This window comes from Flagellimonas maritima (assembly GCF_003269425.1).
GTDB classification, from domain to species: domain Bacteria; phylum Bacteroidota; class Bacteroidia; order Flavobacteriales; family Flavobacteriaceae; genus Flagellimonas; species Flagellimonas maritima.
This window is the reverse complement of record NZ_CP030104.1, coordinates 1234597-1249483: the sequence shown is the minus strand read 5'-3', so window position 1 is coordinate 1249483 and position 14887 is coordinate 1234597. Positions and strand designations below refer to the sequence as shown.

General features: G+C 37.2%; 14 protein-coding genes. 5 read left to right on the top strand and 9 right to left on the bottom strand.

Going from position 1 to position 14887, the window contains the following annotated elements:
• Positions 1-17: 17 nt before the first annotated feature.
• The 3 genes from HME9304_RS05445 to HME9304_RS05435 are packed head-to-tail and all read right to left on the bottom strand — an operon-like array spanning position 18 to position 3076.
• Entirely contained in the window at positions 18-761 is a 744-nt protein-coding gene (locus tag HME9304_RS05445; protein ID WP_112377616.1) for a uroporphyrinogen-III synthase, read from the bottom strand.
• 6 nt (positions 762-767) lie between these two features.
• On the bottom strand, positions 768-1421 hold the full coding sequence (locus tag HME9304_RS05440) for a DUF4271 domain-containing protein (protein WP_112377615.1): 654 nt from the start codon (positions 1419-1421) through the stop codon (positions 768-770).
• On the bottom strand, positions 1418-3076 hold the full coding sequence (locus HME9304_RS05435; RefSeq protein WP_112377614.1) for an ArnT family glycosyltransferase: 1659 nt from the start codon (positions 3074-3076) through the stop codon (positions 1418-1420). The genes HME9304_RS05440 and HME9304_RS05435 overlap by 4 nt, the downstream gene beginning before the upstream one ends.
• A 120-nt stretch (positions 3077-3196) precedes the next feature.
• On the opposite strand from HME9304_RS05435, the gene HME9304_RS05430 reads away from it, so the two are divergent.
• Genes HME9304_RS05430 through HME9304_RS05420 form a run of 3 tightly spaced genes read left to right on the top strand, consistent with a single transcriptional unit; the run spans position 3197 to position 5708 of the window.
• On the top strand, positions 3197-3925 hold the full coding sequence (locus HME9304_RS05430; protein WP_112377613.1) for a polyprenol monophosphomannose synthase: 729 nt from the start codon (positions 3197-3199) through the stop codon (positions 3923-3925).
• Between the two features lies 1 nt (position 3926).
• Positions 3927-5261, top strand: coding sequence for a dihydroorotase (locus tag HME9304_RS05425; RefSeq protein ID WP_112377612.1), 1335 nt, complete (start codon positions 3927-3929; stop codon positions 5259-5261).
• Positions 5262-5264: 3 nt separating this feature from the next.
• Positions 5265-5708 carry a DUF4296 domain-containing protein gene (locus tag HME9304_RS05420; protein WP_112377611.1) on the top strand — a complete coding sequence of 148 codons (444 nt, stop codon included), beginning with the start codon at positions 5265-5267 and terminating at the stop codon, positions 5706-5708.
• Here the strand turns inward: HME9304_RS05420 and HME9304_RS05415 are convergent.
• Positions 5689-6690 carry an NAD-dependent epimerase/dehydratase family protein gene (locus HME9304_RS05415; protein ID WP_112377610.1) on the bottom strand — a complete coding sequence of 334 codons (1002 nt, stop codon included), beginning with the start codon at positions 6688-6690 and terminating at the stop codon, positions 5689-5691. The genes HME9304_RS05420 and HME9304_RS05415 overlap by 20 nt on opposite strands.
• Before the next feature lie 84 nt (positions 6691-6774).
• On the opposite strand from HME9304_RS05415, the gene tyrS reads away from it, so the two are divergent.
• Positions 6775-8070 carry a tyrosine--tRNA ligase gene (gene tyrS, locus HME9304_RS05410; protein WP_112379735.1) on the top strand — a complete coding sequence of 432 codons (1296 nt, stop codon included), beginning with the start codon at positions 6775-6777 and terminating at the stop codon, positions 8068-8070.
• A 229-nt stretch (positions 8071-8299) separates the two neighbouring features.
• Positions 8300-8746, top strand: a complete 447-nt coding sequence (locus HME9304_RS05405) for a hypothetical protein (RefSeq protein ID WP_112377609.1) — start codon at positions 8300-8302, stop codon at positions 8744-8746.
• Between the two features lies 1 nt (position 8747).
• Here the strand turns inward: HME9304_RS05405 and HME9304_RS05400 are convergent, their stop codons facing one another.
• From HME9304_RS05400 to HME9304_RS05380, 5 genes are all read right to left on the bottom strand, one after another.
• Positions 8748-9734: a LuxE/PaaK family acyltransferase gene (locus HME9304_RS05400; RefSeq protein WP_112377608.1), complete on the bottom strand. Its 987-nt coding sequence runs from the start codon at positions 9732-9734 to the stop codon at positions 8748-8750.
• 67 nt (positions 9735-9801) lie between these two features.
• On the bottom strand, positions 9802-10125 hold the full coding sequence (locus tag HME9304_RS05395; RefSeq protein WP_112377607.1) for a T9SS type A sorting domain-containing protein: 324 nt from the start codon (positions 10123-10125) through the stop codon (positions 9802-9804).
• 133 nt (positions 10126-10258) lie between these two features.
• On the bottom strand, positions 10259-10567 hold the full coding sequence (locus tag HME9304_RS05390) for a T9SS type A sorting domain-containing protein (protein WP_112377606.1): 309 nt from the start codon (positions 10565-10567) through the stop codon (positions 10259-10261).
• Between the two features lie 154 nt (positions 10568-10721).
• Positions 10722-11930: a multidrug transporter gene (locus tag HME9304_RS05385; protein WP_112379734.1), complete on the bottom strand. Its 1209-nt coding sequence runs from the start codon at positions 11928-11930 to the stop codon at positions 10722-10724.
• 33 nt (positions 11931-11963) lie between these two features.
• Positions 11964-14774: a TonB-dependent receptor gene (locus HME9304_RS05380; RefSeq protein WP_112377605.1), complete on the bottom strand. Its 2811-nt coding sequence runs from the start codon at positions 14772-14774 to the stop codon at positions 11964-11966.
• Between the last annotated feature and the right edge of the window lie 113 nt (positions 14775-14887).

Genomic DNA, 14887 nt, shown 5'->3' with positions numbered 1-14887 from the left:
TTTATATAATCTACCAGTTATTTATTTACACTGGTTATATATTTCTGCAATGCCATTGTCATTGATGGAGTCTCTGGCGTTGGTGCTTTTATATCGATTCTAAGACCTGCGTCCGTAGCAGCATCAACTGTACTGTTGCCAAAAACTGCAATACGGGTACCGTTTTGCTCAAAATCGGGAAAATTTTTCAACAAAGATTCAATCCCAGAAGGACTGAAGAATACTAAAACATCATAAGTTACTTTTCTTAAATCCGATAAGTCACTAATGACAGTCTTGTAAAAAATCCCACGTTTCCAGTCTATGTTTAGTTCGTTGAGTGATTGTGGAACAATGGACTTGAGCGTGTCAGAAGAGGGCAAGAGGAATTTTTCATCCTTATATTTTTTGATGAGCGGAACCAGCTCATTAAAAGCTCTTTTACCCACATAGATTTTTCGTTTTCTGTAAACGACATATTTCTGCAGATAGTAAGCTACAGCTTCGGACTGGCAAAAATATTTCATTGTGTCAGGAACCTTAAAACGCATTTCTTCGGCAATTCTAAAAAAATGATCTACCGAATTTCTGCTGGTAAGGATTATGGCAGTAAAATTGTTCAAATCAATTTTTTGTTGCCTTACACTTTTCGCCTCTACTCCCTCAACGTGGATAAAAGGTCTAAAATCCACCTTTACTTTTTCTTTTTCAATTAATCGTGAATAGGGAGAATTTTCGATTTTGGGTTCTGGCTGGGAAACCAAAATTGTTTTTACTTTCATAAGCTTTCAATCTTTTAGATAGCTTCCAACTATTACTAGGGGTGCAATTTCGAGTGTGCAAAGGTACAAAATAAAATAGAAAAAATTGGCTAAGATTACATTTTGATAGTTCTTTAAGAGTCTTGCCAACCCAATGAAATTAATTGAAAGAATTAGAGTTAAAGCAATGGAAATGATCATTTTTGAGTCTTTTGTCACATAAACCAATAGCACATTACATACAAACATTACCAAACTGCTATGGTTGAGATAGGTGGTTTTATTAAATAATAGTTCAGAAATCAACCCTTGGGTATCAAAAACAAATCCTTTTGCAAATTGCAAAAGCATTTTGGAAAGCTGAAATAGTATCAGAACCCCCATAATAATAAAAAAAGTATGAAAATTGTTTTCTTGCAGTGTGAAGAAAGTTTTATAAAGCAAAAAAATAAATATTGAAAAGTTTATCAGTTGAAATAGGGTCATCAGCATATGAAACCAATTTAAAAGACGTCCTTTTTTGTTGTGCATCACAATATATCTATTGTTGAAAGGTAAAATGATGAAGCTCAAAAATTTGTTTTGAAAAAGATATTTTCCAAATGCCAAGAATACTAGACTTAAAAAAAGGGTGATGGTGATCCAATCTAAAGTTTCAACAGTTTTATATATGGGGTTCATTCTTCTATTTTGACAGGTGTTCCATTAAGTCCGGGCAACAAATTGTTTTCAGAAATTACCACTCTAAAATATACAGCATTTTCCATTTTGGGAAATGGTAATTCAAAATGAAGATTTAAAGTATCCTTGGATTTAAGCAGACGTATTGTTTCCGAATTTTTTTTGGGTGCTATTGGCAATAATTTTTTTACTTGTTTATATGCATTGGAAAATGCCACACTGAATTTGAGCTCATCCAAAGGAATATCAAAATCGTATGGATTATATACCTTCAATAAATATTGATTTTCCTTTTCCTTTTTTTCCACAAAGGCTTTGAGGTCACGATAGGATTGAAAATCATCTATAAAAGTTCCGTAAAAAACCGTACTGTCCGGGTGCGCATATGTAATATCTCCATTATTGGCATATTTTGTCACGTAAAGTATTTTTTTATTTCTTACCCTTTCTTCTGAACCGTCAATGGAATATTGATTTTTTCTATACATATAGTTGTTCAACGAGAATGCAGGATCACCGGAATAAAATTCGTACATGGGTGCGCGGCGGTAAGAATTTTCAAATACTATGGGTGCATTTTTGGACTTGCTATGCAAATCGTTTACCCAAACCTTGTTGCCATGGGTTTCAAAAAGAATGGGCAATAAAGGTTTATGGACCATCCAAACCCTAGCATATAGCAGCAATACCAAACTGGCAATTCCCATTCTGAACATCCATTTTCTGCTTTTGGGATTGATGAGTAAATGGTTAAATGCAATTACCGCCATGGGTATGGAAATAATAATTATCCATTGTGTCTGTACCCTTCTGTTAAAACTAGAGATAAAGAAAAACAAGAGGACCCCGTAGGTCAAATAAAGCAGGGCTCTATTAAATTTATCAGATGGTCTTGTCTTGATTAGGGCATAATATACCCAATAAAAAAGCAGTCCAAAAATAGCAATAAGATTTACAAAATATCCCAAGGTAAACTTTGTAAATGAGTAAGCTTGGTTTGGACGTTCATAGAGATGGTATTTAATGGAGACAAAGTCATTATTGTAAAGCCATACAAAATGCGGTGTAAAACACGCCAATGCCACAAAAACAGCTAGCCAGGCTTGCCAGCTCTTTATAAGTTTAATATTGGAAAGGAAAACAAATAAAATCACCAAAACTGCATGATACTTACTATACATCAAAGCTGCCATAACAATGCCCAGACCTATGGAAACCAAAATAGTGGGATTGTCCAGAAAACGTTTGTAGAGTAATAAAAAAAGCGCAGTAAAAAATAAAAGCGGAGTGTCCGGAAGGGTTAAAAATCCATAGGCGTTCATCAAGGTCATTGAAAAAACCAAAAGGAAAAAATGTACTATGTAATCTTTCTTCTTATGATTATCAATGAGCTCCCACAATAGGGCATAAGTTCCAGCAGAAAGAATACAGCTCATAAAACGGACTCCCAATTCACCATTAAAAAAGAAACTGCTCAACTTAATTAAAAAAGCAACCATGGGCGGATGATCAAAATAGCCCCAATCCAACTTTTGCGAGTAGTACCAATAATAGGCCTCATCGTAAATTAGTTCTGTAAAATGACTCTGTACAAGATTGAGAACAAAAAGAAAAGCCAGAAGTATAAGGAAAAGCCTGGGAAACTTTTGAGTCATCAAATGGTTTTTAGATGTATCAAAGTTACAAATATTGACAAATACAATGCATAGTAATAGTTATGGTAACTTTTAGCCACTAGTGATAAAACCGTATTTTTGCGCTCTAATCTTGTTTAAATGGCAGACGGTTTAGTAATAATACCCACTTTCAACGAAATTGAAAACATTGAGGCCATCATAAGAACCGTTTTCGATTTAAAAAAGGACTTTCACGTTTTAGTCGTAGATGACAATTCTCCTGATGGAACTGCCGAAAATGTGAGAAGGTTGCAAAAGGAATTCCATGAATTTCTTTTTTTGGAGGTCCGTAAAGAGAAGTCCGGTCTGGGAACTGCATATATACATGGATTTAAATGGGCGCTCCAAAGAGATTATGACTATATTTTTGAAATGGATGCCGATTTCTCCCATCGCCCCGCAGATTTATCAAGATTACATAGGGCATGTTTAAATGGTGCGGATGTTGCGGTCGGTTCTAGGTACAAAAAAGGTGTAAATGTGGTAAACTGGCCACTTTTCAGAATTCTACTTTCCTATGGTGCTTCGTTTTATGTGAAGATTATTACGGGAATGCGCGTTCACGATCCCACGGCAGGTTTTGTTTGTTACAAAAAAGAAGTGCTTCAAAATATAAACCTGGATGCGGTACGATTCATAGGGTACGCATTCCAAATTGAAATGAAATATAGAGCCTATTTAAAAGGATATAAAATTGAGGAAGTCTCCATTATTTTTACGGATAGGGTCAATGGGAAATCAAAGATGAATTCCGCAATAATCAGAGAAGCTATTTTTGGAGTTTTTGCCATGAAGTTTAGAAGTATATTTTATAAAAAGAATTTTTAAAATGTTGAAAATCCTGTTGAAGAACACCAAAGTTGTCAATGAGAATCAAATCTTTGAAACCGATATACTATTGGAAGGGGATTTAATAACTCGTATTGATACCGATATATCAGATGATACCGCTGAAATCATTGATATGAATGGAGATTATGTATTGCCGGGGGTTATCGATGACCAAGTTCATTTTAGGGAACCGGGCCTTACCCACAAGGGGGACATAGCTACGGAAAGCAAAGCGGCCATTGCAGGTGGGATTACCACTTACATGGAGCAGCCGAACACAAATCCCCAGACTACTACAATTGAAAAGTTAGAGGAAAAATTTGCAATGGGTGCAAAAAGTTCTTTTGCCAATTATTCTTTTCTCTTTGGTGGCACCAATGATAATTTGGAAGAATTAAAACGACTCGATAAAAATGCATGTTCGGGCGTAAAACTTTTCTTGGGATCTTCAACCGGCAATATGTTGGTGGACGACGAGGAGGTTCTGGAAAAGATTTTTAGGAATACTGAAATGGTTATCTCTGCACATTGCGAAGATGAGGGTACGATTCGTGCAAATATGGAAAAATACCGGAAAAAATACGGCGACAATATCCCCATAAAATCACACCCGTTAATCAGAAGTGAGGAAGCCTGTTACTTATCTTCTTCAAAAGCCATTTCCCTAGCTAAAAAAACTGGGGCTAGATTACACGTTTTTCATCTTTCCACTGGAATTGAGACGGCCCTTTTTACAAATAAAATCCCTCTCGAAGAAAAGAAAATCACCTCAGAGGTCTGTATTCACCATCTTTGGTTTTCAGATGAGGATTATGCCGAAAAAGGAACATTGATCAAATGGAACCCCGCCGTAAAGACCAAAAGTGATAGGGAAAAGCTTTGGGAAGCACTCTTGGATGACAGAATTGATGTTGTGGCCACGGACCATGCCCCCCACACCCTTGAAGAAAAAAACAATCCATACACTAAGGCCCCTTCTGGGGGGCCACTTGTGCAACATGCTTTACAGGCAATGTTGCAAAAAGAAAAGGAAGGCAAAATTGATTTAACCAAGATTGTGGAAAAAATGTGCCATAATCCAGCAAAGCTGTTTGATATTGATAGGCGTGGTTTTGTTAAAGAAGGGTATTATGCCGATTTGGTACAGGTGAACAGAAATTCCAACGAACATGTTGAAAAGTCCAATGTTTTGTACAAATGTGGTTGGTCACCGTTTGAAGGCACAACTTTTGACTCCAAAGTGGTACGTACTTTTATCAATGGTCATCTAGCATACGAGAACGGGAATTTTTCCAATGAAAAGAACGCAAAAAGACTCACATTCAATAGATAGAAAATGAAAAGTATGTTTTTGCCCTTATTAGGACTATTATTTTTTTCATGTGGTGAGAAAGTAGTGGAAAAACCTGAAAACCTTATTCCAAAAGATAAAATGGTCAATATCTTATATGACCTATCCATATTGAAGGCATCTAAGTCATCATACAGAAATATGATGGACGAGGTTGGAATAGAAACTATGGATTTTCTTTACAAAAAATATCAGATTGATAGTGCACAGCTCTCACAAAGTAATTTATACTACGCCTCCCTTCCTTTGGAATACCAAGCTATTTATGAGGAAATCGAAGCAATTTTGAAAGAAAAACATGCGGCATTGGAAGAGACCACGCAAAATCGAAACGATAGTATTGCAAAAACCCGAAAAGTCGACTTGGACTCCATTAAAAGGCCAAGCACAACTAAAACTGGAGATAGCATTAACGCTCCAAAAACTTAGTGCAACAAAAATCGATTGCGTTGTCCAAGTCCTCAAAACTGAAATCAATGGCTTTCTTTATTTTTTCACTGCTATAAACTTCACGCTTGTAAAGTCCTTTGGCCATGTTTTTACTCAATCTTCTCCGTTTTCCTAAAAGATTGCTTCGCAACCAATCTATTCGCCAAAAAATCTCCAATGCTAAAAACGATATTTTTTTTGTTGGAGATACTACACCCAATTTTGGTGCTATTTTTTTTAAAAGCGTTTCGTAAGACAAATTCTGATTGACAAGAATAAAACGTTCTTTTTCAACTTTGGATTCCATAAGCTGTATCATAGCATTGATAACATCATTTATGGAAACGAAACCTGTTCCGCCGGGAATATATGATTTCTTGCCCTTTGATGCATATTTAAAGAAAGTTCCACTGCCTGTGTTCCAAAAGCCAGGACCAAGGACTACTCCAGGATTTACGATTACCGCAGGAAGTCCCTCTTGGGAACCTCGCCAAACTTCCAGCTCAGCTTCGTGTTTTGTTAATCCATAAACGGATACGTTCGTATTGCTCCACTCATTGTTTTCATCGACTTTACCTCCATTGATACTATGGCCTACTGCTGCTATGGAACTCACATAGCATAGTTTTTTTACATGATGTTCTATACAAAGGTTGACAATGTTCGCAGTTCCCTCGATATTGTTTTTTACCAAAGCAGGATAATCCTTTGGATCAAAAGAAATCTTTGCGGCACAGTGGTATACGTATTCAACATCCTTAAAGGCTTCTTGCAACGATACAATATCGGTGATATCTGCTTCTACCCATTCTATTTTTTTCAAAAGTGAAGAAGCATTATCGGAATAATATCCAAAAACTGCTAATACGTTATTGATGGAATCCTTACTTCTATAACAGGCCCTTAACCGTTTACTTTTATTCAATAATTGAAAAAGTAGATGTGAACCAATTAAACCAGTGCCTCCAGTAACTAAAATCATTCCATAAAAATACCTATTTGTACTGTAAATTTTAATTGATGTAAGAAGTTCATTTTATATTTGCAGCTATTCTAAAAGATTATGATGCCGAAAAATTTTGTTCAGGAACTACAATGGAGGGGAATGGTGCACGATAGTATGCCAGGTGCGGAGGAACACCTTATGGAAGGTATGCAAGCGGCGTATGTTGGAATAGACCCCACTGCAGATTCATTGCACATAGGGCATTTGGTAAGTGTTATGATGTTAAGGCACTTTCAACTGGCAGGGCACAAACCGTTCGCTTTGGTCGGTGGCGCAACGGGTATGATCGGCGATCCTTCGGGTAAGTCTTCGGAACGCAACCTTTTGGATGAAAAGACACTTAGACATAATCAAGAAGCTCTAAAAAAACAGCTTGGCCGTTTCTTGGATTTTGAAAGTGATGAGCCCAATGCCGCTGTTTTAGTGAACAATTATGACTGGATGAAGGATTTTTCCTTCCTTGATTTTATCCGCGATGTTGGAAAGCACATCACCGTAAATTATATGATGGCAAAAGATTCTGTAAAAAAACGACTTTCCTCAGACGCCAAAGAGGGCATGTCTTTTACAGAATTTACATATCAATTGGTGCAGGGATATGATTTTTTATACCTGTACCAAAACCACAATTGTACGTTGCAAATGGGCGGTAGCGATCAGTGGGGAAATATTACTACGGGAACAGAGCTTATTAGAAGAATTGGTGGCGGAAAAGGATATGCGCTAACCTGTCCTTTGATTACTAAAGCTGATGGCACCAAATTTGGAAAGACCGAAAGCGGAAATGTTTGGTTGGACCCCGAAAGAACTTCTCCTTACAGATTTTATCAATATTGGCTCAATACTTCGGATGAGGATGCTGAGAAATACATAAAGATTTTCACTTTTTTAAACAAAGAGGAAATTGAAGATTTGATCAGTGAACATAAAAAAGTACCGCATCTAAGATTATTACAAAAAAAATTGGCGGAAGAAATTACCATTAAAGTACATTCTAAAATTGATTTGGAAAATGCAATAAAGGCAAGTAATATACTATTTGGAAAATCAACTTCCCAAGACCTAAAGCATCTAGATGAGAAAACCTTTCTAGACGTGTTTGAAGGTGTGCCCCAAGCCAATATTTCCAAAGAGGAACTGGAACAAGGGCTCGATATGATTGGCGCACTAGCCGCTAAAACAGGCTTTTTGGGTTCAAATGGTGAAGCTAGAAGAGAATTAAAGCAAAACTCCATTTCTGTCAACAAGGAGAGAGTAAAGGAAGACTACCTAATTACGGCATCTGATTTGATCAACAACAGATTTGTATTGCTTCAAAGAGGCAAGAAAAATTATTTTGTATTAATAGTCAATTAAGTTGATTCTTTGGATTGAACGCAACCAAAAAGCGTTTTTCATCTCTTTATTTTAGAATTTGTTTGGACTTTTTGGATTGAAGCGAAAATCAATCTTTTTTTATTCGATTGAAGGTTTTTTTTAGAGGTGCATACCTGTGCTGAGCGAAGCCGAGGAAGAAGGGTCACGGAAGAAAAAAGACAAAAAGCGAGTGGAAAAGTCTAAATGAGTTCTTGTAAAACTTTATCAAATGAAAATACTTGCGATATTCTTTTCTTTCTTTTTGGTGGTAAGTTCTTGTAGCGAAAGTGACCCAGAAGATAAAAATGCAAAACAAGTTCCGCTTGAAGGTAGTGCACAAAAATGGGAACTGGTGAGAATGACGGGAAGCATGATTAATTCCGAGACAGTTGGAGATGATATGGATTGGCAGGAATATTATATTTTAAGACCAGACAGCACGTTTTTAAAGCAAAGAGAACATAATGGCGGCAAGACCACGGCAACAGGATTTTATAAATTGGTTGAACAGGAAAAAGAAAGTTATTTTGAATTGACCTTTGAAACAGGAAAAGAACTTGTTGCCAGTTGCTCTGGAAACGGAAAAGAAACTTTGATGTTCACCGGTTATATGCTCTATAGCACTTGGAATGCCTGTGATGGTCCGGGATTGGAATATAGACTGGCCAAAGAATAAATTACAGGGCCATCAGATTACATCCACGAACATCCGATTGGTCAAACCTGCCCAAAATTTCAAAAGAGCCATCCGTATGTGTTTTTCCTAAATCTTCAGTGGCTATAAAAGAACATGAATACAGGTTTGCCAAATCGATAATGCTTATTCCACCTGTTGTATCATTATTCTGTATGGTGAGGGGATCTTCAGTATCCCTTGCATAAATTTTCATCCAAGGAGGGGTTTTGAACAATCCATCTCCTTTGGAATACCCTTGGGACAACAACTCTGTCATTCCATATTCTGAATGGATTTTTTCAACTGAAAAAGCATTTCTGAGAATGGCATGCAGTTCTTCACGTATCAGTTCTTTTCGCCTGCCCTTCATTCCTCCCGTTTCCATAATTATAGTATGTTTTAGATGTACGGGAAATTGTTCTGCCAAATCCAATAGTGCAAAAGAAACTCCGATCAACAACGTTTTTATTTGCTCTTTTTCCAGTTGAAGCAGTTTTTGGCTCAATTTTTTTAAATCATAAAGATAGAATCCACTGTCTGGATGTTTTGATTTTGAAACAAAATCATTAACCATGTAAACCAATGATGAGGCATCGCGTTCAAGGTAGGAAGGCAATAGCGCCAATATACAGTAATCCCCAACAGGCCCATAAAAAGTATTGAAACATTTTGTGTAACTCTCTTTATAAATCGATATATCCACAATAGAATGCTTGCTCGTAATATTGCCCATTGTTCCACTACTTTCAAAAATGGCTTCAGGTTTTTTTTCAGATGAAACTACGTTGCTCTTTTTGAAAAATTCAATAGGCAAAAAAGGTATTTGCTTCAAATTAAGAATATCTTCAGGAGACTTTTTCAGAAGATTACAATAGCTTCTATAAATAACATTATGATTATACTGAAATTTAAAAACTTCCAATGCCAACGATTCAAATTCTGCAGGTTTGGAAATCGAGAAGATATTTTGGATTAACGTTTTTTCCATCTGGGGATAAAAGTACCCCAAAAATAAAAAAGCCCTTCTATTGAAGGGCTTTGTGAAAAATAAAATTTTATTTAATGACCAATTTCCTTGTCATGGTTTTTTCTTTTTCGGTTACTTGGAGTACATATACCCCTGGAACCAATCTAGATATATTCAAAGTGTTGGTCGAAATTCTGTCTGTAAGCACAATCTCTCCGAAAACATCGTAGATTTTGATCTGCTTGCTTCCATTGGTTGAGGTAGTAACGTATATTTCCTCGCCATAGGCAGGATTAGGGTACATTTTAAAGCCCTGTAGTTCTTGTACCTGCTCAGTATTGACACTGACCAGTTCTTGGCCAAAAGTTAATAAAGGAAAAGCCATAAGTAGCATAAAGTAGATTTTCTTCATATAATCGCTGATTTGGGATAAAAGCAATATAAATGTAAGTATAGCCTTTAAATTATACCATATAATGTTGTGAAACAATGAATTATGTAGGTCAACCTATAAAAGACAGTATTTTTAAAAGAAAATATAAGGACTACTTGATGATAAGTTTACGGGTAGCTACTTTATTTTTCTCAAACACCCTAAGAATATAGACCCCTTTATCCAAGTTGGAAAGATTCAACTCCCTACCTAAAATAGTAGTTTGTAGTACCTGTGTTCCCAAAACATCAAAAATAAGTATTTGTTTAGGTGCATTTAGTGCAGTCTCAATAAAGACCTTGCCCTGTGGTACGGGATTGGGATATAGCTTAAAACCTTCAATATCCGCAGTGCCCTTGGCGTTTTGGGAAAAACCAAGAGTGCAAATAAATAAAAAGAAGACTAGGTAAAGGTGCTTCATATAAGTATTGGTAACAAAGGCTATGCCACAAATATAGATATTTTGAAACCTGATTTTGAACTGTTTGACGAAAAATAATGCACTTTTCGATAAAATGTAGAAAAGAAAAGCCCCGCATTGCGGGGCTTTTTAAGTGTTATTTAATACCGTTTAATTAGTTGATGCCCACTGTCCATCCAGCGCCCCATGTAGCAATGTCGGTTCCAGTTGCATTGGTAGCATCACCACCAATAACATCAGCCTGTGCTGGCGGCGATGGGTTGGCAAAATCATCTTCATACAAAAACTCATCGGTTACGCCTGTAAAAGATACATCCGTAAATTGTAAATCATCAGGTATGTTTGCAGAAGTAATATCTCCAGAAGTATCATCTTCTACAACAACACCACGCCCAAAGTCTTCAATTGTTACATTGGTAAAAATGCCTCCAGTTCCTGCACGCAATCGAAATGCACGGCTATTATCGCCACTGCCGATTACAGTTGCATTAGTAATAGTAGGAATAGAAACGAAGCCTCCAGAATTCTGGAAGTCCGTATTAAATCCGTCCATTTCAAAGCCACTGTCACCATCCAAAGTTTGTTCAACATAAACATCTGTAACCGTTCCTGAGTATCCTTCAGTCCAGTCGACAGAATCATCTTCTGCTCCAACAATTGCCAGATTGTTGACGTTGACTGTGCCGCCAAAGAACTCGATACCATCATCTGAGCATTGGAATACCTGTACGTGGTTAATATTGGTTCCACTCCCTACAGCATATAAGGAAAGTCCATTCAATTCTTGAGTTCCGTTTATGGCACCACCTACATACTCCAGTCTAAGATAGCTTATAGAACCTGAATTATCATCAACAACAGAACCTCCATAAGGAAGTTGACCAACCTCACTTGTAGGAAGGTCATCTGGAGTAGCAGGGTCAATCAAGTTTGTTGTAGACTGTCCTAAAATAACTAGGCCACCCCAATCTCCGGGTGTAGGAGTAGTTGCAGCAGAAGTCATTACGACTGGATTTGATGCAGTTCCGTTGATTTGTATTTGAGAACCACGAAGTACTGCGATGTAATTTTGGACTCCATTGGGCTCGGCCCTAATAACAGTACCTGCTGGAATAGTAAGTGTTGCACCTTCGTCAACAAATGTTGCAGCAGCTAAACGATAAGTGACATTTGCGTCCAGGGTAGTATCTTCGGTAATAAAGCCAAAAAGGTCTTCGGTCTCGTCGGTATCACCGCCATTTCCACCTCCAATGTTGTTTACGACACTGTTATCGATTATTTCGATATTTGGTGTGTTGTCCTCTTCACAGCCCACAGTAAAGAGCGCTAGTATGAGTAAGCTTGATAGAAATCTGATTTTCATTTTTAAAGGATTTAAAATAGTTATCATCTGTAGTTAAAATTTATATTTAAGTGATAAACCTACGTCAATACCATCTCTAAATTCAGTGATGATTAGTCGGTTTCCAATTTGGTCTGTTTGTGAAAGTGTTATATCTGGATTGAGCAGGTTTCTAGCGGTTAACCCCAACTCAAAGTTTTTGGTGATCGGATTTATGATTACAAGATTGAGAGTAGTAACGGATTCCTCTATAATATCTCCAACAGTTCCCGCACCCAAAGCAAATATTCTATCTGAAAAATAGGAGCCTACAAGCGTTGCTTTAGGTTTAAAATTTCCTATTGTAGGGGTGAAACTAAGATCCGTATTAAAAATAATATCCGAAGCACCTTCTAATTCGCTCTCAGTTCTGTTAAAACTTGTCGTAAATGTCCCGCCTATTGATCGGAGGTCTTGTTTGGTATCGGTCCATGCTAGATTGAACCCTAGATTTAATAGGGGTTCATCTTCAATGTTTTTTAAAATATTTTTTCGAAATTCCAACTCGACACCAAAAACGTCCGCTTGGTCCCCTGTTCTAAAGTAGCGTTGATCTCCAGTGGCGTCTCGGGCGGTAACCCTGTTTACTGGATCGTTGATTTGCTTAAAGAAAACTCCTAAAGAAATGATTTCCCTAGGGGTTAAAAACCACTCATATTTTAAATCATAGTTGAATATCTCTGAATAATTAGGCCCTGTTCCATCTACACCACCAAGAAGATCTGGATTTCCACCATAACGGATAACAACATCCTCATAGACAAAAGGGGCTACCTCTTTAAATTCAGGGAATGATGCTGTAATACTGAATGAACCCCGTAGATTCATATCTTCGTTGAGAGCATACCGCGCATTTAAACTAGGTAAATATAGATTATCATAGGAGTCTACAGTTGTTAATATTCCTGGTTCAATAATATCACCTTGAACATCGTATGTGATTTCTTGCTGAAAACTCTCTATCCTCAATCCGGGCACCAACAATAGTTTTTTATCCAGAAGTTGAATTTCAGCGTTTATGTGACCTGCATAAACCTTTAATTCACCTGAATATTGACTATCTGGCAATCCTGGTCTATTGACAGTACTTAATCCCGGTATGGGATTTAAGGTAACCAGGTCCCAAAGACCGCTTCCGTCCGGTACGTCTATATTTGAGACATTGAATATTTCATTCAAGTTGTTGACATCCGTAATCTCCAAGTCATTATCAGTAAACTCGTACCCATACCGAATTGCGTTGAAATTACGAACTTTGCGTCTTCCAGAATAGCCAATGTTTAGAGCAAAGTTTTCTGAAAACTCCTTCTTCAGATTGATAAATCCATTAAACTCATCATCCTCTATTTCCTGAAAAAATCTTTGATTGTCGAATGCTACGTTATCAAAAAATATAGGATTCGTATTTGGATCATTGTCTAGGGCAAATTGATAATTTTGTAGAGTAAAACGTTTACGGTCAGGTTCGTCGGAAAGTACCTTATTATACCCAAACCCCCAATTGGCCTCAATACCTTCATCGGCAAACTGACCAAGAAGTTGGTTTACAAATATCTGGTCTTGATTGAAACGACCGTTGTAGATAAAAAATCCTTCGTCAGCATCTCCGATATCATCCCTAATGGTACCTTCACCATTTCTTCCAAAGAACTCCGTTTGATCTTGGGCACTGTTAATATAAAGTGAACGATACTGCAATTTAAACTTGTTGGAAACTTTATAATCGATATTTGCCAATGCCGTTGTGGTCGCGTTATAAACATATTGATCCACGTTGGGATAAGAGGAATTTACCGTGTTTGTAAAATCACTGGCCTCACCTTGTCTAAATCTCCAGCCATTGGCAAATGATGCAGTTCCAAAGAAGCTTATTCTGGACTCATCGCTTAAATCAACGGAAAATCCACCTTCCAGACCAAAATTTGTATTGATTGGAGAACTTGTATCTACAGGATCAACAGGTTGTCCCAAAACAATGGCAAATGGATTGTTATCATATCTATTATATCGACCAAAGTAACTTACACCTTCGTTCAATAGGAAATCTTCCCCAATTGCTGTTGAATTAATACCAGAACCAACATTAACACCAAGATATGCCTTGCCTGTATGGGCTTTTGAAACAATATTTACATTACCGGCCGAAAAATCTCCGTAGAAATTTGTAGAGTAGGCTTTACTTACACCAATACTTTGAATTACATCCGAAGCAAATAGGTCTAAATCTATGTTCTTTTTATTTACATTGGTTGAAGGTAACGATAGTCCATTAAGAGTTGTGTTCTGGTAACGATCACCCAAGCCCCGTACATACACATTGCTTGACCCTTGTTGCTTTGAGATACCGGCAATTTGTGCCACAGCGGCAGCTGCATCACCAATACCTCTTCTGGTTAGCACTTCAGCTCCAATGGCCTCCTCTATGACCAAGGCATTTTTTTGCTGAAGCAATAGAGCAACCTCAGAATCTTTCCGGGCCGAAGTAGTTACCACAACCTCATCCAATCCAACACTACTGGCCCCCAATCCTGCATTAATTTCCGTAACCTTATCCGCCTCCACTACAACATTGGGAATTTCCAGGGTTTCATACCCTAAAAAACTAACGACTAGCGTATAAGTACCTGGTTCAACATTTGCAATTTCAAAAAGGCCGTCAATATCTGAAGTGGTTCCCTGAGTTGAACCTTTTATAAGAACATTTGCAAATGCAAGCGGTTCATTATTTAGCTCTTTATCAGTTAACTTACCTACAATACTGCCGTTCTCTTGAGCAATACTGACCAAGGTGAAAAAGGAAAAGACGAATATCAAATAAGGTTTCATATAGATTCTGTATGGATTAGAATTCGCAGGCAAAGAAAGCTACGCCCTGTAAAAGCGATGTTAGGTGCATGTTAAGAGTTTATTTGAAAACTGTTACAATAATGTTATGACAT

Coding starts and splice junctions, on each gene's coding strand:
- HME9304_RS05445 (WP_112377616.1), bottom strand. CDS start 761: ATGAAAGTAAAAACAATTTTGGTTTCCCAGCCAGAACCCAAAATCGAA.
- HME9304_RS05440 (WP_112377615.1), bottom strand. CDS start 1,421: ATGAACCCCATATATAAAACTGTTGAAACTTTAGATTGGATCACCATC.
- HME9304_RS05435 (WP_112377614.1), bottom strand. CDS start 3,076: ATGACTCAAAAGTTTCCCAGGCTTTTCCTTATACTTCTGGCTTTTCTT.
- HME9304_RS05430 (WP_112377613.1), top strand. CDS start 3,197: ATGGCAGACGGTTTAGTAATAATACCCACTTTCAACGAAATTGAAAAC.
- HME9304_RS05425 (WP_112377612.1), top strand. CDS start 3,927: ATGTTGAAAATCCTGTTGAAGAACACCAAAGTTGTCAATGAGAATCAA.
- HME9304_RS05420 (WP_112377611.1), top strand. CDS start 5,265: ATGAAAAGTATGTTTTTGCCCTTATTAGGACTATTATTTTTTTCATGT.
- HME9304_RS05415 (WP_112377610.1), bottom strand. CDS start 6,690: ATGATTTTAGTTACTGGAGGCACTGGTTTAATTGGTTCACATCTACTT.
- tyrS (WP_112379735.1), top strand. CDS start 6,775: ATGCCGAAAAATTTTGTTCAGGAACTACAATGGAGGGGAATGGTGCAC.
- HME9304_RS05405 (WP_112377609.1), top strand. CDS start 8,300: ATGAAAATACTTGCGATATTCTTTTCTTTCTTTTTGGTGGTAAGTTCT.
- HME9304_RS05400 (WP_112377608.1), bottom strand. CDS start 9,734: ATGGAAAAAACGTTAATCCAAAATATCTTCTCGATTTCCAAACCTGCA.
- HME9304_RS05395 (WP_112377607.1), bottom strand. CDS start 10,125: ATGAAGAAAATCTACTTTATGCTACTTATGGCTTTTCCTTTATTAACT.
- HME9304_RS05390 (WP_112377606.1), bottom strand. CDS start 10,567: ATGAAGCACCTTTACCTAGTCTTCTTTTTATTTATTTGCACTCTTGGT.
- HME9304_RS05385 (WP_112379734.1), bottom strand. CDS start 11,930: ATGAAAATCAGATTTCTATCAAGCTTACTCATACTAGCGCTCTTTACT.
- HME9304_RS05380 (WP_112377605.1), bottom strand. CDS start 14,774: ATGAAACCTTATTTGATATTCGTCTTTTCCTTTTTCACCTTGGTCAGT.